We start from the raw sequence: 21004 nt of genomic DNA, 5'->3' as shown, positions 1-21004 counted from the left end.
GCTTGTATATCCAACAAGTTGTTTATTGAATAAACGACACAACTCGCAACGAAAACCGCTTAACCCAAAGCGTACTACACTTTATACCCACAAGCCACCAAATACACCTCACGAGACCGTGATCTGGACGAGTCTGGCTTACGTGTCTTGATGGTGGTGAAAGATTGTTTAAGTTCGTTCATGAACTCAACAAACCCTTCCCCTTGGAACACCTTTATGACAAACGAACCGCCGGGCTTTAAAACCTGATGACACATATCGAGCGCTAGTTCGCAAAGGTACATAGAGCGCGATTGATCAACAGACGCATTTCCTGCCAGATTCGGTGCCATATCTGACAACACTATATCTACGGTCTTCCCACCGATTCTGTTCAATAGTGCATCGAGAACAGCGTCCTCTCTGAAATCTCCTTGTAAAAAGTCGACGCCAACGATGGGGTCCATGGGCAAAATATCGCATGCGATAACTTGACCATTGTCGCCAACAAGCTGAGCTGCCAACTGCGACCAGCCACCTGGGGCCGCGCCGAGATCTACAAGCGTCATTCCTGGTTTGATAAGCTTATCTTTTTTATGGATTTCTTCCAATTTGTAGATAGCTCGCGATCGCCAACCTTCCTTCTGCGCTTTTTGCACATAATGGTCGTTAACATGTTCTGTGAGCCAGCGTTTACTGCTGGCGGAGTGTTTCTTTTTTGTCATTCCAATACAATGTCATTAGGATTGTAGAGAAGATGGCGTTAGAATACGTTATTTCAAGCATAAACTAACAGATTAATTGTAAGAATTATTAATACATGAAACTTTCAAACAAACAGAAACAATTTCTTAAAGGCCTTGCACACCCGCTAAAACCTGTTGTGCAGCTAGGCGCAAACGGCCTTACCGAAGGGGTGGTTGCAGAAATTGACAACGCCCTTAATCACCACGAATTAATTAAAGTTAAGGTGCCTACTGATGACCGCGAAGAAAAAGCGCTAATCATGGACGCCATTGTTCGTGAAACCAACTCAGTTAAGCTTCAAGTAATCGGCCACACGCTAATTATCTACCGTCAAAGTGAAGACTGTAAAATTCAGTTGCCAAGGTAGCTGCGAAATAACTGAATTAAAGGTGCCGATCCACATCGGCACCATAGTTTTTTCTCTTACTTCCCGTTAACATCACGTTAATAATAGTGAAAACACGGTTTAAGGGAAAATTATGACGCTAAATAATCTTACTGCCATTGTTACCGGTGGTTGCTCCGGACTTGGCCACGCCACCGCTATCGCCCTTCGAGACGCTGGTGCGAATGTCAGCCTTTTCGATCTTAATGACGAAGTCGGCGCACAACGCGTTGAAGAATTAGGTAAAGACAACACCATTTTCACCAAAGTAGACGTACGCGATGAAGCATCGGTTCAATCAGCTATCGACGCTACAACGGAAACGTTCGGCCCTATCTCGCTCGTCGTCAATTGCGCTGGTATTGCCCCCGCTAAACGTTTACTTGATAAAGAAGGCAATCCTGCCCCCCTTGGTGATTTTCAAAAAACAATAGACATTAATTTAGTGGGAAGCTTCAACGTTTCACGCTTGGTCGCCGCTACCATGGCAAAACAACCACCGATTAATGATGAAGGTGAACGCGGTCTTATTGTAAACACAGCATCAGTTGCTGGCTACGAAGGTCAAATAGGTCAAACGGCTTATGCTGCCAGTAAAGGTGGCATTATCGGGTTAACGCTCCCAATGGCGCGAGATTTAGCGCCATTAGGTATAAGGGTAAACACAATAGCGCCCGGCGTAATGGGCACACCGATGCTGCTTGCCATGCCTGAAAAAGTGCAAGATGCGCTGTCTGCCAACGTGCAATTCCCTAAGCGATTAGGACTGCCCGAAGAGTTTGCTAAATTGGTTATACATATGGCAAATAACAGCTACTTAAATGGTGAAACAATCCGCTTGGACGGCGGTTTGCGTATGCCGCCTAAATAAATATTAGGCGTATTATCAATTGGGGAGCGCAGTGCTCCCTTTTTTGTATTTTATAGCCAAAAAGAAGACAAAGAATTAAAGACGTTTAAGAGTCGCGCCGTTTTTCTGCGCGCTTGAAGGCGTTTAGAGCCTTATAAAACCTTTCTCTTTATCAAATATCCGCGTGTGCGCTCTTTGATTGTCTTTCGCTGAATATAGTGCTTTATCGGCTTTTAATAATTGCGCAGCAATAACGTCTGACTCTTTCAGTCCATCTTGCTCTAGTACCGCACCACCAATGCTTACAGTTAATGGATTACCATTTGGAAGTACAATGGTCTCGATTGCATTGTGTAGCCTGTCGCTGAAAGACTTGATGGATTCAATATTCGCGTTATATAGAACAATCAAAAACTCTTCTCCGCCCCATCTAGCAACCACATCCGTTTCACGAACTTGTTCAAGGAGTAGTTTGGAAAGCGCTACCAAAACCTTATCTCCCTCATCGTGCCCGAAAGTGTCGTTAATATCTTTAAAAAAATCGATATCTAAGAGCAAAAATGATAAGGGGAAAAAAGCACGAGATGATTGGGTTATTAATACGTTTATGTCGTCTTTCGCTGCTCGTCGATTCAGTAATGGCGTTAGCGAGTCTTTGCGACTAACCGCTGTTAGTTCTTCCGTCTTTTTTTCAAGCAGATCTCTTGCTTCTAGCAATTCCTGATAAAGCTTATCTCGCTCTTCGGCTACATAAATAGCCCAGTACACAATGTTGTCTGACAACGTTAAATTCGCCACGGCGGGAACACGCATCCCCCCTTCAGAAATCAACGTAATTTGGACTTCTAAGTACTTTCCGTTAGCGAAAATGATGGGTTTTATATAGCTTTCATAAAAAATTAAGCTGGCTTTAGACACAATTTTGGCTATTTTCGCCTCAACCGGCTTTTTCAAACCAAGGTAGTCGTACGCAAAAGGGTTCAACCAGATAATTTTAGTAGTTTCAATATCTGACTTTATTAATAAACAGGGAAAATCTTCCCCAACCCACTCATTCAACTGACAAACTCCCTTACGATTGAAGATACAATGGCGGGATTTGTCATATGCAAACAATGTCCGTGTGCATCAACAACTTTTAGCTGGGAGCTTGGAATTATTTGATTCATGTACTCTCCCACTGCGGTGGAAGCTAGATTGTCGTGTTTGCTTTGTACGATGAGTGTGGGAAGGGTAAGCTTAGAAAGCATAGCCCTGTCGTCAGCGAAAAACGTAGCTTTAGCAAAGGGTTTTGCAAACTTTGGATCAGTGGAGCAGAAACTGGTCTCAAGTTCTTGCGTTAGTGCTGCATCGCTATCTTGCCCCATCACAAGAGGTGCCAAGTAGTTCGCCCACCCTACATAGTTTTTGTCCATTAAATTAATTAACTCTTCTAAATCTTCCTTGTCGAAGCCACCTTCATATTCAGGAGGAAAATTAAGAAAACAGGGGGAGGGACATATCATAACAAGCTTTGAAAAAATATGAGGAGACTGAATGGCCGCATGCATGCCAATCATGCTGCTTACAGAGTGACCAACAAAAATTATATCTTCTAAGCTAAGTTCCTCGCAGATATCTAGTACGTCTTGCGCGTAACCTTTCAGCGTTGAATAACGCTGTTTGCTATAAGCTGAATAGTCAGAAGAACCGCACCCCACATAATCGAATAGAATCACTTTATATTGCTTATCGAGATACGGTAGCAGGTGGCGCCACATTTTCTGATCACAGCCAAAACCGTGAGCCAGCATTATTACCTTATCGCCAGAACCATGAATCGTGACATTATTTCTCGCCTCTACATTATGAGAAGGTTGCATAGTATTGCCTCAAAATCTTTTACGTTTGCAAAATAAGTATCGCGAACAAGGCGACAATTATGGTCGCCGTTGTTCTTCTAGTTGTTCTAAACGTAGCACGATTACCTGAAAGGAAAGGTTAATATTTCATTTATTCTCCATCCCCACCATTTACGATAAGCGCGATATTGTATAAACGATTCACCGCATGGTAGTTAATAGAGTTTTTCGGGTAGCGTCCTTTGCTGCTGATCTTACCCGCTTCCTGCTCCATCAAAATAGTAAGCGCATCGTCCACGGTTTCAACAGTATAAATATGAAATAGCCCCTTTTTCACCGCATCGATAACCGTGGCATCTAACACCAGATTAATCGCATTCGATTTAGGGATGATTACGCCCTGAGTACCGGTTAAACCACGGTGTTGGCACAAGTCAAAAAAGCCTTCTATCTTTTCGTTTACACCGCCAACTGCTTGCACTTCGCCATATTGGTTAATCGAACCTGTAATGGCCAAGGTTTGTAAGCATGGGATTTCGGTAAGCGCTGAGATAAGGGCAACCAGCTCGCCAAGAGACGCACTGTCGCCGTCAATGTGTCCGTATGACTGCTCTAGCGCAATATTCGCTGATAGCGTTAGCGGGAAATGCTGCGCATACTTGTTGCCTAAATAACCGTTGAGCAACATAACACCTTTAGAATGTATAGGTTGTCCAAGCTCTACTTCCCGCTCAATATCAACCACACCACTAGCCCCCGCAAAAACAGTAGACGTAATACGAGCCGGAGTACCAAATGCTGTATCGCCAATGTCTAACACCGTCAGGCCATTAACCTTACCTACCGCTTTACCTTCAGTGGCAATGAGCACGTGCCCTTCTTTAATGTCGTTTAGAAGGGTTTGACTTACGCGGCCAGTACGACGCTTTTTCGCACTCAACGCGGTCTTTAAGTGATCAAGCTCTAGCGTATCCGCATTAGATTTCTGGCAAAAATAGTAGGCTTCGTTAACCAGTTCGATCACTTCCGCGAAATGGGCTGAAAGCTTCTCTTTGTGCTCTGCCATTCTCAGCGAGTATTCTACAAGCCTACACATGGCGTTAGCTGTGATACCTTTGAGCCCAAGGTGTATGAGATGGGCACGTACCTTACCCACGAAATCGAAAAGCGCTTGCCTTGTGACCGGAATCTCCAAGTCAAAATCTACCAACACTCTGAACAGTTCATCAAACTCGTCATCATAATCTTGCAGTGTGTAATATAAATCGCGGGAGCCTAACAAAACGATTTTCACATTTAGGTCGATGGGCTGTGGGTTAAGCGTAATATTATTCACCATACCCACGTCTTGCTGGGGTAAATCCATGCGTAAACGTTGAGATTTGATGGCGAGCTTCAAAGTATCCCACACGAAAGGCTGTTCAATGAGCTGGTCTACATCTAGCAATAGATAACCGCCGTTTGCTCGGTGCATAGCACCAGGCTGTATCATTCGATAGTTAGTAAATACACTGCCATGAATGTTGGTGTACTCGATTTTACCAAACAGGTTTTGGTAGGTGGGGTTTGGCTCATAAATAACGGGGGCCGCATCGTCAAGTTTATTCGACACCAAAACGTTGGGTAGAAACTGCTCTTCTAAGAAAATCTTTTTGTCAAAATCGTCGCTTTTCTCGTCCTTCTGCTCTTCACTGTGAATAACTAAAACGGCGTTGACCAAGGCCGTTTTGAGCTGTTTGAGGTACTTCATCACCCCGAGTTCAGACGTGTATTTATGTTCAAGCACTTTTAGCAGGGGCTTAATGCCCTGCTCTGCAGTCTTTTTATCGAGCTCACGCAAACGCTCTGAGTTTTCGCGCTTCCACGTTGGCAAGCTCAATAAGCTTTCACTTAATCTGTTTTCTAGCTCGTCGATAAGCGTGTAAAAGCCTTCTCTTTGCTCATCTGTTAACGTGGCAAACTCGGTATCGCTTATAGGCTTACCGTTTACGATAGGTGAAAAGGTGATTGAACCGCCTTCTTCATAAAGCGCAACGTCGTTTGCTTGTGCGTAACGCTCTACTGCGTCAATCGCAGCATCATATTTTTGTTCAAACTCTCTTGATATCGACGCGCGACGACGTTGATAACCCGGGTTGTCAAATGCAATGGGCAATGAGTCCAAAACATCATCGATAAGTGCAGCCATGTCTTTGTGAAACGCTTTGCCGCCACCAGGAGGGAATTTTAGCGCTACAGGTTCACGCTCTTCCTCAAAATTATTGATATAGCACCAGTCATCAGGTGCAGAAAGTTGAGATACTTGGCGCTCTATGTAGTCTTTTACTAGGGTAAAACGCCCGGTCGCAGGCTCGCCCATAACATAAAGGTTATAGCCCTTTGTGTTAATGCCTAACCCAAAAGTTAGCGCTTCACGGGCACGCTCTTGTCCGATAAAGGTAGCATTAAGCGCTTCCTCATCTTTTAGGGCACTATTAATCGCGCGGCGGTTAATGGTAGGTGATAACGCGTCTACGTCTAACGCAAATGGTTTACTGTCTACAGACATCTTATTCTATATTCGTTACTTTACTTAAGTGAAACCCTAATTAACATTAGTGTCAAACGCTTATCCGTAATAAAGCACCTTTGCACCGCCAATTGCACAACAAACAACCAGCTATATGTAGATATGGTATATTTTGTTTTTAGTGGTATGCCACTTACCACGCATGCTCTGCTAAGAGTCGCTTTACTCTTATCGGATAATATCAATGTGCTGCAGTAGCAATACAAGAGCGAAAACAAGCAATAGTTAATCAGAGTATTCATAATGACAAAAATAACAACTTCAACATCGCAGGTTCGCCTTACTCCTCTTTTAATACTGCTCATTGGTGCCGCTTTTTCGCCTTCGAGCATCGCAAACGTCAATTACGCGGACAACTCGGGTTTTTCAATTACCAACGTCAGTGAAAGCCATGCCCCTATCGAAGTGGTTTATTCTCACTTTATTGAACATGTTGATATGTGGTGGCCTAAAGATCATACGTGGTGGAAAGGCTCCCTGAGAATTGATGAACAAGCTGGCGGTTGTTTCTGCGAGACCACCGATAATGCAAGCGCTGTGCATATGCTCATAAGCTACGTTGAGCCACAAAAAAAAGTAATAATGACCGGTGGCTTAGGACCGCTTCAAGAAATGGGGGTAACTGGTGCGTTAACGTGGGAATTTAGCACTATAGAGGGAAACACGTCCAAAACAAAAGTTACCCTTACCTATAACGCGTCGGGTAACATCCATTTTGACGGAAAAAAGGCGTCGAATGAGGATGCCGCTAATTTGGTCAATGTAATTGATAAGGTGCAGGCGCAGCAACTTAACGCATTGACTACATTTAGTGATGCGAATTAGTTAAAAAATAGCAGTTTACTTCGCTGATTACATACTAACTTATTAATTAATGCTCACTTTTCAAGCAAGCGACAATAAAATTCGCCTAGTTCGGTGTTAAGCTATTGAGGCATAGCTTAACGCTGGGTTATTCTATTGGGCTATATATGTGTAATGTGGGAATATCCCACGCTCGGTTAGCCGGCAATATTGCGAAATTACCCATCAGAGTATTTGCAACAAATTCGCCTCACACCGACCCATAAACGTTTTAACTTTTAATGCGGAAGCCTAAGTTTCATGGCCGATAATCAGTACAACCCGAAAGACATTGAACAACGCGTTCAGCAATACTGGGAAGATAACCAATCTTTTAAAGCAAATGACGACGTAGAAAAAGAAAAGTTCTACTGTCTGTCTATGTTCCCATATCCAAGTGGCCGACTTCACATGGGTCACGTGCGCAACTACACCATCGGTGATGTAATTAGCCGTTTTCAGCGCATGCAGGGTAAAAATGTATTGCAGCCTATGGGTTGGGACGCTTTCGGTCTTCCGGCTGAAAACGCTGCGATCAATAACAATACCGCACCGGCTAAATGGACATACTCAAATATTGATTACATGAAAAACCAGCTTCGCTCGTTAGGTTTTGGCTACGACTGGGACCGCGAAGTAACGACATGTAAGTCAGACTACTATCGTTGGGAACAGTGGTTCTTCACGCGCCTTTATGAAAAAGGTCTTGTGTACAAGAAAAACTCTACTGTGAACTGGGACCCTGTTGACCAAACTGTTTTGGCTAATGAGCAGGTAATTGATGGTCGCGGGTGGCGTTCAGGTGCGCTTGTTGAGCAAAAAGAAATTCCACAGTGGTTTATTAAGATTACTGATTACGCTGAAGAGCTGTTACAAGACTTAGAACAGCTTGAGGAATGGCCAGACCAAGTTCGCGCAATGCAAGCTAACTGGATTGGTCGCTCTGAGGGTGTTGAAATTACCTTTGATTTAGCGTCAGCGGTTAACGATATTGCCGATTTAACGGTATACACTACACGCCCAGACACTTTCTACGGTGTAACCTACGTTGCGGTAGCAGCGCAGCATCCACTTGCCGAATTTGCAGCAAAATCTAACCCAGATTTAGCGGCCTTCATCGACGAATGCAAAAACACAAAAGTTGCTGAAGCTGAATTAGCAACGATGGAGAAGAAAGGCTTCGCAACAGGGTTTGAAGTGGTACACCCATTAACGGGTGAGAAGCTTCCAATTTGGGTGGCTAACTTTGTATTGATGGACTACGGTTCTGGTGCCGTTATGGCAGTTCCAGGTCACGATCAGCGCGATTGGGAATTTGCGACTAAATACGGCCTTCCAATTCAACAAGTTATCGCGCCAAATGCAGGTGATGAAGATAAGTGCGATTTATCAGCGTCTGCCTATACCGAAAAAGGCTGTTTGATCAACTCAGATAGGTTCAACGGTCTTGAATTCGCCGCTGCATTTAACGGCATTGCTGACGAGTTGGAGAGCAAAGGCTGTGGTAAGCGTAAGGTTAACTATCGTCTCAGAGATTGGGGCGTAAGCCGTCAACGCTACTGGGGCGCACCTATTCCAATGCTGAATTTGGAAAATGGCGAGTCAGTTCCTGTACCTGAAGACCAACTGCCTGTCGTTCTGCCAGAAGATGTGGAAATGAACGGCGTAACGTCGCCAATTAAAGCAGACCCTGAGTGGGCGAAAACCACTTATAACGGTGAACCTGCATTGCGTGAAACCGATACCTTCGATACCTTTATGGAGTCGTCGTGGTATTACGCACGCTATTCGAGTGCTACAAGCAATGACGCTATGCTGGATCCCACTTCTGCTAACTACTGGCTACCAGTAGACCAGTATATTGGCGGTATCGAGCACGCTATTTTACATTTGCTTTACTCTCGCTTCTTCCACAAGCTTCTTCGTGATGAAGGTCTCGTGAATTCTGACGAGCCGTTTAAGCGCTTATTATGTCAAGGCATGGTGCTGGCCGACTCTTACTACCGCGAAGACGCGTCTGGTAAGAAAACTTGGTTCTCGCCTACCGAAGTAAGCACAGAAAAAGACGACAAAGGCCGTATTGTTAAAGCATGGCTTACTGCTGACGGTGAAGAAGTTATTCACGGCGGCATGACTAAAATGTCTAAATCGAAGAACAACGGTATCGACCCACAAGAAGTTATCGACCAGTATGGTGCTGATACTGTGCGTTTGTTTACCATGTTTGCCGCGCCACCTGAACAAACGCTTGAATGGGTAGACTCTGGAGTTGAAGGTGCCAATCGTTTCTTGCGTCGTGTATGGAAACTGGTAACCGAACACGTTGAAAAAGGAACGCCTGAAGCTATTGACGTTAAGGCACTGTCGAAAGATCAGCAGGCCCTTCGCCGCGAAGTGCACAAGACCATTGAGAAAGTGTCTGATGACTTAGGTCGTCGTCAAACCTTTAATACTGCGGTTGCAGCCGTAATGGAATTGCTAAATCACCTTCAAAAAGCGCCTCAAGAAAACGCACAGGACATCGCTATTATGCGCGAAGCTTGTGAATCAATCTTGTTGCTTCTTAACCCAATTACGCCACATATTGCTCATGAACTATGGAAGGTATTGGGTCATAGCGAAGATATCGATTTAGCTCCATGGCCGAAAGCTGATAAAGATGCGCTGGTTGAAGATGAAAAACTTATCATTGTTCAGGTTAATGGCAAGGTTCGCGCTAAAATGACAATAGCCGCTGATGCAACCAAAGAGACCATTGAAGCTTCTGCTAAAGCGCAGCCAAACGTTCAACAATTCATCGAAGGAAAAACCATTCGCAAAGTAATTGTTGTTCCTGGCAAGCTTGTGAATATTGTAGCTAACTAGGTCTGCATACTATGAAAAAGCACTTTCAATTCGCAGCAGTTGTAATGAGTATGGTACTGGTAACAGGCTGTGGCTTTCACTTAAGAAGTAGCCCTAGCCTGCCAGATGACGTCAACACAGTTGTCATTGAAAGTGCTAGAGCACACGCGCCGTTGGCGCGTGCTCTCAACAAACGTTTAAATGTTTATGGGTTAAATCGTGTCGATGTGAGCGACTCTGCGTCATCAAGTCAAAATATCAACATATACCTCCTTCCTGAAAAGCTAGAACGGCAACTTCTTTCTGTCTACCCTTCTGGGCAAGTGGCAGAATACGAGCTAATCTACGTTGTTCGCTATCGCGTTCAGTTTCCCGGAAAAGAAGCCGTTATGGCCCAATTTGAGGTGGTGAGGGATTACCAGGACGATCCTGACCAAGTACTTGCAAAATCACGAGAGCTTGATTTGATGTTAAGTGAAATGCGCGACGAGGCAGCAGACATCATGATTAGACGCCTCTCGAGCCAAGCCACTGCAGCGCCGGCTTTATCAACGAATCAGCCATAAGCATGCAAATCTATCCAAATCAATTTAGCCAAGATATAGCAAAAACACTTCGTCCAACCTATTTAGTGTTCGGCGATGAACCCCAGCAAAAATTTGAAGTTATTGAGCAAATTCGTGCTAAAGCCAAAGCCAATGGTTTTGAAGAACGCACAGTGCTGGTTGCAGAAACCGGGTTTAATTGGAACCAGCTTATAGAAGCGACACAAAGTATGTCGCTTTTTTCAAGCCAGCAGTTCATTGAATTAGAATTACCTACTGGGAAGCCAGGTTCTGAGGGCAGTAAAATGCTGCAAGAGGTTGCTGCGTCGCTAAACCCGGATATCTTGTTACTGGTACACGGCCCTAAAATTGGCAAAGACGTACAGCGCGGCAAATGGTTCAAAGTTTTGGACGATATGGGTGCGTCAGTCTTGTGCTATCCCCTTGAAGGCAAACAGCTTAATGCGTGGCTAAACCAGCAGCTAAAGTATCACAACCTCACAGTATCAGCGTCTGGCGCTAAAATGATTGCCGATTTCTGCGAAGGAAACATGCTGGCTGCCAAACAGGAAATTGACAAACTCGCCCTGCTCTATCCTCAGCAGTCAATCACTGAAGAGCAGATCGAAAAAGCCATGGTAGACCAGTCACGCTTTAGCGTATTTCAGCTGGTTGACGTAATGCTAAGCGGTGATAGCACGCGCTGTATAAAGATGCTTTATCGGTTAGAAAGCGAAGGTCTAGAGCCCAACATAATCATCTGGGCGCTCATCAGAGAATGGGAACAGCTTTGGAAGTTGAAGCTAGCGCAGCAAAGCGGTACACCTATTCAGTGGCAGAAGTTTGGTATATGGCGTAACAGGCAGGGTTATTACCAAAGTGCTTTAAATCGGCTTAGCCTTGCTCAGCTAGAAGATATTCAAAAAGCGCTCACGAAATCAGACCACGCGTTTAAGCAAAATGTGGTTGCTCGCCCATACGTTGAAATGTGTCATCTTTGCATGATGTTCATGGGGATGGACTTACGCAATATTCCGCTACTTCAAGCATAAGGGCAGTATGTAGTGCGTGAGACAACGAAACCCCGAATTAGGTCCACTGTGAAAGCCATTCTTGGCGGAACATTTAATCCTCCACATAAAGGCCATATATTTGCTGCCTTAAAAGCTGCAGATGAAATTGGGATTACGCATGTACACCTGATGCCCTGTAAGCTTGCGCCGCATAAGTCCGTTGGTGTGTCAGAGACTCACCGGGTTAAAATGATTGAACTGTGCGCTCAAACCAATGAAAGACTTATTCCAGAATTGATCGAGCTGTCATTACCATCGCCGTCTTACACGGTAAAAACGCTGCGCGCCTTAAAGGAAAAAAGCGCTGACACAATCTGTTTTTTCATTGGCGCAGATTCGCTGTATAATCTAGATAAATGGTACGAGTGGGAACACCTGCTCGATTATTGTCACTTAGTGGTAATGCGTAGAGACGATGAAATATTTTCGCCTCCCCCCGCAGTACAAACGTGGTTAGATTGTCATGTGACTCGCGAAAAACGTGTTATACACGAAAAGCCTGCTGGTCACGTGTTATTAATCGACACACCACTTTATAGTGTTTCATCAACTGAAATTCGAGATGTGCTATCTGGTATAGCAAAGCCTGCGAAGGCCGATGTATTAAATCGTTCCTCTATCAACGGATGGCTAGAAGAGGATGTACTTAAGTACATCAACGAACATCAGTTATATAAAAGTTAAGTAAGTGAGGAAAACTCTTGGAGAGTCAACAGCTCAAACAGTTTGTTAAAGACAAAATTGACGATATGAAAGGCCGTGATGTTATTGAATTAGACGTTCGCGGCAAATCTAGCATTACAGACACAATGATCATTTGTTCTGGTAATTCGAAGCGCCATGTTTCTTCTATTGCAGAAAATGTAATGGTAGAAGCAAAAAATGCCGGCCACGCTCCCGGGAGTGTGGAAGGTAAAGAGACTGGCGAATGGGTACTTGTCGACTTTGGCGATGTTATTTTGCACGTTATGCAAGACGAAACCCGTGATTTCTATCAGTTAGAAAAACTGTGGTCATAGCGGTTTAACCTGCCGCTTGTCGCAAGCAGTAGCACGGTCGGTAAAGGCCATACTTTGTTGTGTATGGCCTTTATTGCGTAAGTGAAACAGTAAATCCTGAAGTAAGGTAAAGTTAAGTGCGTATACAGATTGTCGCCGTTGGAACAAAGATGCCGAACTGGGTTAGTGCGGGTGTTGATGAATTCATACGCCGTTTTCCTAGTGATATGCCGGTTTCTTTTACCGAAATCCCTGCAGGCAAACGGGGGAAAAACGCCGACATTAAACGCATCTTAGAAAAAGAAGGCGAGCTTATGCTTGCCGCCATTCCAAAAGGTAACCGCATTGTGACCTTAGAAGTTACAGGTAAACCTTGGGATACACCGACACTTGCTAAGCAACTCGATAACTGGAAAATGGACGGAAGGGACGTCAGTCTTCTCATCGGTGGGCCTGAAGGGCTTGCTCCAGAGTGTATTTCCGCGTCAGAACAAAAGTGGTCGTTATCGGCTCTAACCCTTCCACACCCTCTTGTCAGGATTATCCTAACAGAGAGCTTATATCGTGCTTGGTCGGTGACGCAAAACCACCCTTATCACCGTGAATAAGATGTTGTTCCGCTAATGCAAAGGAAGTCAATGCAACGAAAACGCCAGGCAATACGCGACCACTCTGCTGAAGCAAACTTATTCGCACGTCGCGCTTCCATAGCATTTATCATCGTGGTCGCAATGTTAGGAATAGTGCTAAATAACTTATATTCCCTGCAAGTTACTCAGTTCGAAGATTATCAAACCCGCTCAAACGGCAATAGGATAAAAGTTCTGCCTATCGCGCCAAACCGAGGGCTAATTTACGACCGTAATGGTGTTCTTCTGGCGGAAAATCGCCCTGTTTTTAGCTTGGAAGTTATCCCTGAAGACGTCGAAGATATCGACAAAACACTTGCCGATTTAACCGCTCTAATGGGAATAACAAGCGATGAATTAGAGCGCTTTCAGTCAACGCTAAAAGGTACTCGTCGATTCAAACCTGTGGCGTTGCGTACACAGCTTACAGAAGAAGAAGTTGCGTTATTTTCGGCGAGTAAGCACAAATTCCCCGGTGTACAAATTGAAGCCCGGTTGGCCCGTCATTACCCTTATAAAGAAACGCTTACCCATGCACTAGGGTACGTTGCGCGTATTAACAAGCGAGACTTACAAAAATTAGTTGAAGCTGGCCAAGAAGATAACTACGCGGCTACGCATGACATTGGCAAGCTGGGCATAGAAAAGTATCACGAAGAATTACTGCATGGAGAGGTGGGTTATCAGCAGGTAGAGGTGAATAACCAGGGGCGCATTATTCGCGTCCTAAGTGTAGAACCGCCAACACCTGGCAAAGATATCGTGCTGAATCTCGATTTAGAACTTCAGTTAGAAGCGCAGCGTATTATCGACGGCATGCGCGGCGCGGTCGTGGTAACTGATATCAAAACCGGCGGTGTACTCGCCCTTTATTCGAACCCCAGTTACGATCCAAACTTATTCGTTCACGGTATCAGCAGTAAAAACTATTCTGCGCTTTTAAATTCACCCGACCGCCCACTTATTAATCGCGCCACTCAAGGGCAATACCCTCCAGCATCAACGATAAAGCCACATCTCGGCTTTGTAGGCTTGGAAGAAGGTGTAATCACAAAAGACTACACCATTACTGACACAGGTCGCTACAAGCTACCTAACGTATCACACGTGTGGCGTGACTGGCGCAGATGGGGGCACGGTAAAGTTGACGTATCGAAAGCGATAGAAGTGTCGTGTGATACCTATTACTACGAACTGGCCTATAAACTTGGTATCGATAAAATCAGTGAGGCCATGTATGAATTTGGTTTCGGCGATTTCACCGGAATTGATTTGTACGAAGAGTCAGACGCTAATATGCCCAGTCGTGGATGGAAGCGAGCGCGTTTTAACCAACCATGGTATATCGGTGATACCATTCCTGTTGGTATAGGGCAAAGCTACTGGACTACCACCCCTATCCAACTAAACACGTCCGTCAACGCACTGATAAACGCTGGCGAACGTTATATTCCTCAATTAATAAGAGGATATATGAATTCCGATACGTCGGTTGACCTTATTCCCCTCAAATCGCTTCGTCCTATCGAGATTAAAAATCGCGACAATCTGGATGTAGTACTAAACGCAATGCGAGACGTGGTAAGTGGTGAAGAAGGCGGCGCTAGACATGCATTTGCCGATACACCATACGATTCAGCGGGAAAAACCGGGACGGCCCAGCTATTTACAGTTGGACAAAACGAAAAATACGACGCATCTAAAATAGACGAGCGACTAAGAGACAACGCAATGTACGTTGGTTTCGCGCCGTTTGAAGACCCTGAAATATCTGTGACTGTGGTGCTAGAAAATGTAGGGGGCGGAAGTAAAAATGCGGCACCGGTAGCCCGTCAAATAATGGACTTTTATTTTCGAGACCGTATCTTCGATACTAATAATGAAGAAACCGCACAAAATGATTTAATGTTAGGGGCATCGCAGTGAAAAGAACGACTATAAACCCCAACAAAATTAATTTACTGCAGCGGATTCATATTGATGGATGGCTGCTGGTTGGCTTACTTGTTTTAAGTGGTGTGGGTCTATTTACGCTGTATTCAGCATCTGGCCAAGACATGGAGCAAATGGAACGACAGTTCATTCGCCTTGGCTTTAGCTTTGTTGTTATGTTTGTGTTAGCTCAATTCCCCCTCGGCGTTTATCGCTTTTTCTCCACCTATGCCTATGTTGGTGGCCTACTCATGCTTATCGCCGTTTTGCTGTTTGGCGATATGGGTAAAGGTGCGCAGCGATGGTTAGATTTGGGCTTTATACGCTTTCAGCCTTCAGAATTAATGAAGTTAGCTGTTCCCATGATGGTAGCTTGGTATATCAGCAAGTTTACCCTACCGCCTCGCAGCGCCCATATTATTTTGGGGTTTGCCCTTGTTGTCGTACCCACAATCCTTATTGCTAAACAACCAGACTTGGGTACATCACTGCTTATAGCAAGTTCGGGGGTATTCGCTATCTTTCTTGCAGGCATGAGCTGGAGGCTTATTTCTGTAGTCGGCGCCCTCATTGGCGCGTTTGCGCCGGTCATGTGGTTCTTCTTAATGAAGGATTATCAGAAACAGCGCGTATTAACGTTTCTAAATCCAGAGAGCGACCCGCTGGGTTCAGGTTATCACATTATTCAATCGAAGATCGCCATCGGCTCAGGAGGCGTTGATGGTAAAGGTTGGCTACAGGGCACTCAATCTCAATTGGAGTTTTTGCCTGAGCGACACACCGACTTCATATTTTCTGTATTTAGTGAAGAATTCGGCCTGACAGGCGTAATGTGTTTAATGGCTATTTATCTTTTCATAATTTTGCGCGGCCTAATTATTTCAAGCAGAGCGCAAGACGCCTATGCAAAATTACTAGGTGGCAGTATAACTCTGACTTTCTTTGTATACGTGTTTGTGAACATGGGCATGGTATCGGGGTTACTACCTGTTGTAGGTGTCCCCCTACCTTTGGTGAGTTTTGGTGGTACATCTATGGTGACTTTGATGGCCGGATTTGGCATTCTAATGGCAATAGCCACACAGAAACGATTAATGTCTAGATAAACCCTATGTTGCATCATCTGATTTCAGTACGTGTAATGCTTATCGAAAAACTGGCAAACCGGATGTACTATAAGTATGCTGCAGCGCTTCTAGTAGGGTTACTGCTGAGCGGGTGCCAGAGCACACCAACACAAAGTAGCCGCTATACACAGCACAAAGACTCTGCACCAAAGCACGTAGCCAAGACACCTGAAACATTGGATGCCGTGCCTCAGTATGAGGCGTATCGCATGTTTAACAGCAGGCCATACAAAGTGCTTGGTAAACACTATACGCCAATGAACAGTGGTAAAGGTTATGAGGAAGTAGGCTACGCGAGTTGGTACGGTCAAAAATTCCATGGCCATTTAACCTCAAATGGCGAAACTTACAATATGTTCGCCATGAGCGCCGCTCACAAAACTCTACCTCTTCCCTCTTATGTTCGCGTGACCAACTTAGAGAATAACAAGCAGGCAATTGTGCGCGTTAATGACCGCGGCCCGTTTCACGACAATAGAATTATTGACCTGTCTTATGCAGCAGCAGTCAAATTAGGCTATCACAGTAAAGGCACGGCCAAGGTCAAATTAGAAGTTATCCATTTTGACGAACGCAACAATGTTACCGTAGGTAATGGTCCCACGGTCTCTTATGACGAATATCTTGGTATTGATGTAGTGCCGTCTCCTAAAGTTGTAGTGAATACAAATTCCCCTGAAACGGCGACAGAAAGCAGTAGTGAAGTCGGTAACGGTATCTATATACAGGTCGCAGCACTATCTAACGCTGAAAAAGCGAAATCTATTTCTAATGTTTTATCGGCGCTATATCAAATTCCGGCCCACCTCCCTGTTGCGGATAACATTTATAAACTTCAACTGGGCCCTATCCACGACGAGGCCGTCGTTGCAGAAGTGCTGCAGCAACTCAAGCAGAATGGCTACCCGAACGCCTACGCTATCACTCAAATGCTGTAAGCAAAATGAAGGCTCTTTATTAACACGTGAGCATGAAAAACCCACGCCTTGTAATCCATTTTTCCTCTCCTTTTCCATGACACTGCAGGTTGCTTACTAAATCGTCTATTTTGTGGCATTTTTGTGTCATTCAGCAGGCAATATCACGGTTTCTTCGTCTAACACCTACTAAGACGTAAACTTTTTTGATAAAACCTAGTCTTACAGGCAGCCTTTCGTTAGGATCTAGCTTAGCCCTTTGATAAATCAGGGTTGGCATTAATGATTCGGTTACGAACTGGACAAAAGCTAAATTTGGGTAGCCATGTTTTGCGGTATTCGCTTCGCGGTCTCCGCAACAATAGGGTAAGCTTTAACTCACACGGATAAAACGGTCAAAGAAATTAGAACCATGCTCAGAATAATTCAACGCGCTAAACCGTCATTACTTTCATTTGCCTTTTTGGTAATGGGCTCTTTACTAATTACAGCAGACGCTGCAGTAGTAACACCGCCTGCACCAACAGTTGCTGCTGAAGGTTTTTTACTTACCGACTATGAAACAGGCAATGTCATCGCATCGAAAAATGCAGACATGCAGCTTGCGCCCGCAAGCTTAACCAAAATTATGACTATCTACGTAATCGGTAAAGAACTTCAAGCAGGCAATATCAGCTTAGATGACGAAGTTACCATTTCTGAAAATGCATGGGCGAAAAAATTCCCTGACTCTTCAAAAATGTTTATCGAAGTGGGTACACAAGTTTCAGTAAGAGATTTATTACGAGGCATCGTTGTTCAATCAGGCAACGACGCATGCGTAGCCATGGCAGAGCACGTTGCGGGGTCAGAGTCGGCCTTCGCTAGCATGATGAATGCACATACTGCGTCTCTTGGTATGACGGGTTCACATTGGGTAAATGCACACGGGTTACACGACCCAGATCACTACACCACTCCTCGTGATATGGCCATTTTGTCTCGCGCACTTATTGCAGAAACGCCAGAGATGTACAAAATTTACAGTGAAAAAGAATTTACGTACAACGGTATTAAGCAGTATAACCGCAACAGCCTGTTGTGGGATAAAAGCCTAAACGTGGACGGTATCAAGACAGGTCATACTTCAGATGCAGGTTACAGCTTAATTACTTCAGCAGAGCAAGGCGGTATGCGCCTTATCTCTGTAGTAATGGGCACTGACAGCGAACGTGCCCGAAAAGTGGAAAACAAAAAGCTGCTTAAATACGGTTTCCGTTTTTATGAAACGCTTACTCCCTATCAAGCTGGCCATAGCTTTGTAGCACATCGTATCTACATGGGTGATAGAGAAACGGTAGACCTTGGAATTAATCAATCTACCCCCATTACTATTCCCCGTGGACAAGCGGCTAATTTAGAAGCTAACTTTGAGCTGGACAACAAGCTTGAAGCACCTCTGGCAAAAGGTCAGGTTGTTGGAAAACTCTACCTGCAGCTAGACGGTGAAGATGTAGCTAGTTACCCACTGGTAACCCTTCAAGAAGTTAAAGAAGGGAGCTTCTTTAATCGCGCTAAAGACTACATTATGCTTCAGCTAGGATTTGACGACGAGTAAGTTCACGTACTGAAAACGTTAAAAAGCTAGTTGTGAAGCGGCCAGATTTGTTACAATCTGGCCGTTTTTTTATATGATATTTTAAGTACCAAGGATATCGCATGGATACCCGTTTCGACGAATTACTAGATTTTCCAACTCACCAGACGTTTAAAGTAATGGGCGTTGCCCATGAGAAACTACCTGAACAGGTGGTAAGCTGTCTTCAGGAGCATGCTCCTGGCGACTATTCACCTAATGTAAAACCAAGTAGTAAAGGTACCTATCACTCGGTTTCAGTTAGTGTGCGTGTGACGAGCAAAGAGCATATGGAAACCATCTACACTGAACTGGCTAAATTAGAGCTAGTTAGGGTTGTACTTTAAGTGAATGAGCAGTCGACGTTAGCTGACACCGATGGCGTTATTATACGTCAGCTAGGACGTCAGCCGTATGAGCCCATCTTTGAGGCAATGAAACGCTTTACAGATGAACGTGGAGAGACCACCTTAGACGAGATTTGGCTAGTAGAACACGACGCCGTTTTCACCCAAGGACAGGCGGGAAAAGCTGAGCATATACTCATGCCTGGTGACATCCCGGTAGTACAGGTCGACCGAGGCGGTCAAGTTACCTACCACGGGCCAGGCCAGCAAGTTATCTATCTTTTACTCAATATAAAACGTAGAAAGCTAGGTGTGCGCCACTTAGTAACCGCCATGGAGGAAGCTGTGGTCGGACTACTTGAAAAGTATGGCGTAAAGGCATACCCAAAACCCGATGCGCCGGGTGTTTATGTTGATGAAAGAAAAGTTTGTTCGCTAGGTTTAAGAATACATAATGGCTGCTCGTTTCACGGCTTGGCATTAAATGTTAATATGGATCTAACACCGTTTCAGCGTATTAATCCCTGTGGTTATGCCGGTATGGAAATGATAGATACCGCTCGACTCAACGGTCCAACTACGCTTGAAACCGCGGGTAATGAATTAACGCATTTATTACTAGAAGCACTTTCTATTGCGGAACCAACATACAAAGAAGGTTTTGATGAGTAACGCACGACCTCAAGCGGGGGTAAAACTCCGTGATGACGAAAAAGTAAAACACATTCCAGTCACTATTATCCCTTCCGAAAAAGAAGAGATGCTGCGTAAGCCAGAGTGGATAAAAATCAAACTTCCTCGTACTACCGAGAAAATTGATCACATAAAGCAAACGCTTCGCAAAAATAACCTTCACTCGGTATGCGAAGAAGCAAGCTGCCCTAATCTTGCTGAGTGTTTTAACCACGGTACTGCCACCTTTATGATTTTAGGTGATATCTGTACTCGTCGTTGTCCGTTCTGTGACGTAGCGCACGGTAAGCCCCTGCCCCCAAGCGCGGAAGAGCCAGAAAAGCTAGCGAAAACCATTGCTGAAATGAAGCTTCGTTATGTTGTTATTACGTCTGTTGACCGTGATGACTTACGCGACGGTGGTGCGCAGCATTTTGTAGACTGTATCAATGCCATACGTGAGCACAGCCCAACCACAACTATCGAAGTATTAGTTCCTGACTTCCGTGGGCGTATGGACCGAGCGCTTGAAATTTTCAAAAATGGAGTCCCAGACGTATTTAACCACAACTTGGAAACCATTCCTCGCTTGTATCGTGAATGTCGTCCGGGTGCTAACTACCAATGGTCATTAGACTTACTTAAAAAGTTCAAGGCGCAACACCCTAACGTAATGACCAAATCAGGTCTTATGATGGGCATGGGTGAAGAAAACGAAGAGATCCAAGGTGTACTTGATGACCTTCGCGCTCATGATGTTGATATGCTTACGCTAGGACAATATTTGCAACCTAGTCGCCACCACTATCCGGTAAAACGCTATGTGCACCCTAAGGAGTTTGATGCCCTAGGTGACTACGCAAAAGAAATCGGTTTCAAGCATGCAGCATGTGGTCCTATGGTTCGTTCAAGCTACCATGCCGATCAGCAAGCAGCAGGCAAAGAAGTCAAATAACGACAGTGTGTATTAAGACCACTCGCATGGTTATGAACACCTATGAAACTCACGGCCGTTAAAGACTGTCGATACTCTCAAAAGCGGTGTTCATCACCGCTTTTTTTTACCTAGCTCATTTAAGCACGCCTCAATT

At 44.7% G+C, this 21004-nt stretch carries 20 protein-coding genes; 16 read left to right on the top strand and 4 right to left on the bottom strand.

The genetic code is table 11. The annotated features are described in order from the left end of the window. Nucleotides 1-74: 74 nt before the first annotated feature. On the bottom strand, nucleotides 75-704 hold the full coding sequence (rlmE, locus tag GVO62_RS01710) for a 23S rRNA (uridine(2552)-2'-O)-methyltransferase RlmE (protein WP_159117467.1): 630 nt from the start codon (nucleotides 702-704) through the stop codon (nucleotides 75-77). A gap of 95 nt (nucleotides 705-799) precedes the next feature. On the opposite strand from rlmE, the gene yhbY reads away from it, so the two are divergent. Continuing rightward, nucleotides 800-1093 carry a ribosome assembly RNA-binding protein YhbY gene (gene yhbY, locus GVO62_RS01705; protein WP_105931177.1) on the top strand — a complete coding sequence of 98 codons (294 nt, stop codon included), beginning with the start codon at nucleotides 800-802 and terminating at the stop codon, nucleotides 1091-1093. A gap of 112 nt (nucleotides 1094-1205) precedes the next feature. Then, on the top strand, nucleotides 1206-1982 hold the full coding sequence (locus tag GVO62_RS01700; RefSeq protein ID WP_159117466.1) for a 3-hydroxyacyl-CoA dehydrogenase: 777 nt from the start codon (nucleotides 1206-1208) through the stop codon (nucleotides 1980-1982). Nucleotides 1983-2105: 123 nt separating this feature from the next. On the opposite strand, the gene GVO62_RS01695 is transcribed toward GVO62_RS01700, so the two are convergent. From GVO62_RS01695 to GVO62_RS01685, 3 genes are all read right to left on the bottom strand, one after another. Next, nucleotides 2106-3020 carry a GGDEF domain-containing protein gene (locus tag GVO62_RS01695; RefSeq protein ID WP_159117465.1) on the bottom strand — a complete coding sequence of 305 codons (915 nt, stop codon included), beginning with the start codon at nucleotides 3018-3020 and terminating at the stop codon, nucleotides 2106-2108. Continuing rightward, nucleotides 3017-3823: an alpha/beta fold hydrolase gene (locus GVO62_RS01690; RefSeq protein ID WP_159117464.1), complete on the bottom strand. Its 807-nt coding sequence runs from the start codon at nucleotides 3821-3823 to the stop codon at nucleotides 3017-3019. The genes GVO62_RS01695 and GVO62_RS01690 overlap by 4 nt, the downstream gene beginning before the upstream one ends. A 130-nt stretch (nucleotides 3824-3953) precedes the next feature. Beyond that, entirely contained in the window at nucleotides 3954-6350 is a 2397-nt protein-coding gene (locus GVO62_RS01685; RefSeq protein ID WP_159117463.1) for a Lon protease family protein, read from the bottom strand. Between the two features lie 264 nt (nucleotides 6351-6614). Here GVO62_RS01685 and GVO62_RS01680 point away from each other — a divergent pair, with 264 nt between their 5' ends. The 14 genes from GVO62_RS01680 to lipA all read left to right on the top strand — a co-directional run bounded on the left by GVO62_RS01680 (nucleotide 6615) and on the right by lipA (nucleotide 20868). Next, nucleotides 6615-7196: a hypothetical protein gene (locus tag GVO62_RS01680; protein ID WP_159117462.1), complete on the top strand. Its 582-nt coding sequence runs from the start codon at nucleotides 6615-6617 to the stop codon at nucleotides 7194-7196. Nucleotides 7197-7475: 279 nt separating this feature from the next. Next, on the top strand, nucleotides 7476-10079 hold the full coding sequence (gene leuS / locus GVO62_RS01675; RefSeq protein ID WP_159117461.1) for a leucine--tRNA ligase: 2604 nt from the start codon (nucleotides 7476-7478) through the stop codon (nucleotides 10077-10079). Nucleotides 10080-10090: 11 nt separating this feature from the next. Beyond that, on the top strand, nucleotides 10091-10624 hold the full coding sequence (locus tag GVO62_RS01670) for an LPS-assembly lipoprotein LptE (protein ID WP_159117460.1): 534 nt from the start codon (nucleotides 10091-10093) through the stop codon (nucleotides 10622-10624). Between the two features lie 2 nt (nucleotides 10625-10626). Beyond that, the gene (gene holA / locus GVO62_RS01665; protein WP_159117459.1) at nucleotides 10627-11655 is read left to right on the top strand and encodes a DNA polymerase III subunit delta; all 1029 of its coding nucleotides are present in this window, start codon (nucleotides 10627-10629) and stop codon (nucleotides 11653-11655) included. 48 nt (nucleotides 11656-11703) lie between these two features. Next, on the top strand, nucleotides 11704-12360 hold the full coding sequence (nadD, locus tag GVO62_RS01660; protein ID WP_105931168.1) for a nicotinate (nicotinamide) nucleotide adenylyltransferase: 657 nt from the start codon (nucleotides 11704-11706) through the stop codon (nucleotides 12358-12360). 17 nt (nucleotides 12361-12377) lie between these two features. Further along, nucleotides 12378-12695, top strand: a complete 318-nt coding sequence (rsfS, locus tag GVO62_RS01655; protein WP_105931167.1) for a ribosome silencing factor — start codon at nucleotides 12378-12380, stop codon at nucleotides 12693-12695. Nucleotides 12696-12811: 116 nt separating this feature from the next. Further along, a complete protein-coding gene (rlmH, locus tag GVO62_RS01650; protein ID WP_159117458.1) occupies nucleotides 12812-13282 on the top strand; it encodes a 23S rRNA (pseudouridine(1915)-N(3))-methyltransferase RlmH in 471 nt (156 codons plus the stop codon). 30 nt (nucleotides 13283-13312) lie between these two features. Continuing rightward, the gene (gene mrdA / locus GVO62_RS01645; RefSeq protein WP_159117457.1) at nucleotides 13313-15229 is read left to right on the top strand and encodes a penicillin-binding protein 2; all 1917 of its coding nucleotides are present in this window, start codon (nucleotides 13313-13315) and stop codon (nucleotides 15227-15229) included. Then, a complete protein-coding gene (gene rodA / locus GVO62_RS01640) occupies nucleotides 15226-16341 on the top strand; it encodes a rod shape-determining protein RodA (protein ID WP_105931164.1) in 1116 nt (371 codons plus the stop codon). Before mrdA ends, rodA begins: the two co-directional genes overlap by 4 nt. Before the next feature lie 62 nt (nucleotides 16342-16403). After that, the gene (locus GVO62_RS01635; protein WP_373995995.1) at nucleotides 16404-17300 is read left to right on the top strand and encodes a septal ring lytic transglycosylase RlpA family protein; all 897 of its coding nucleotides are present in this window, start codon (nucleotides 16404-16406) and stop codon (nucleotides 17298-17300) included. 391 nt (nucleotides 17301-17691) lie between these two features. Beyond that, nucleotides 17692-18876 (top strand): D-alanyl-D-alanine carboxypeptidase family protein, encoded by a 1185-nt coding sequence (locus tag GVO62_RS01630; RefSeq protein WP_201282638.1) that lies wholly within the window; start codon nucleotides 17692-17694, stop codon nucleotides 18874-18876. A 101-nt stretch (nucleotides 18877-18977) separates the two neighbouring features. Then, on the top strand, nucleotides 18978-19241 hold the full coding sequence (ybeD, locus tag GVO62_RS01625) for a DUF493 family protein YbeD (protein WP_105931162.1): 264 nt from the start codon (nucleotides 18978-18980) through the stop codon (nucleotides 19239-19241). Beyond that, entirely contained in the window at nucleotides 19242-19913 is a 672-nt protein-coding gene (lipB, locus tag GVO62_RS01620; protein ID WP_159117455.1) for a lipoyl(octanoyl) transferase LipB, read from the top strand. Further along, nucleotides 19906-20868, top strand: coding sequence for a lipoyl synthase (gene lipA, locus GVO62_RS01615; protein WP_105931160.1), 963 nt, complete (start codon nucleotides 19906-19908; stop codon nucleotides 20866-20868). Before lipB ends, lipA begins: the two co-directional genes overlap by 8 nt. Nucleotides 20869-21004: the final 136 nt, after the last annotated feature.

The sequence above is a fragment of the Alteromonas sp. KUL150 genome (assembly GCF_009811475.1).
Lineage (GTDB): Bacteria > Pseudomonadota > Gammaproteobacteria > Enterobacterales > Alteromonadaceae > Alteromonas > Alteromonas gracilis.
This window is presented reverse-complemented; position numbering and strand designations above follow the sequence as displayed.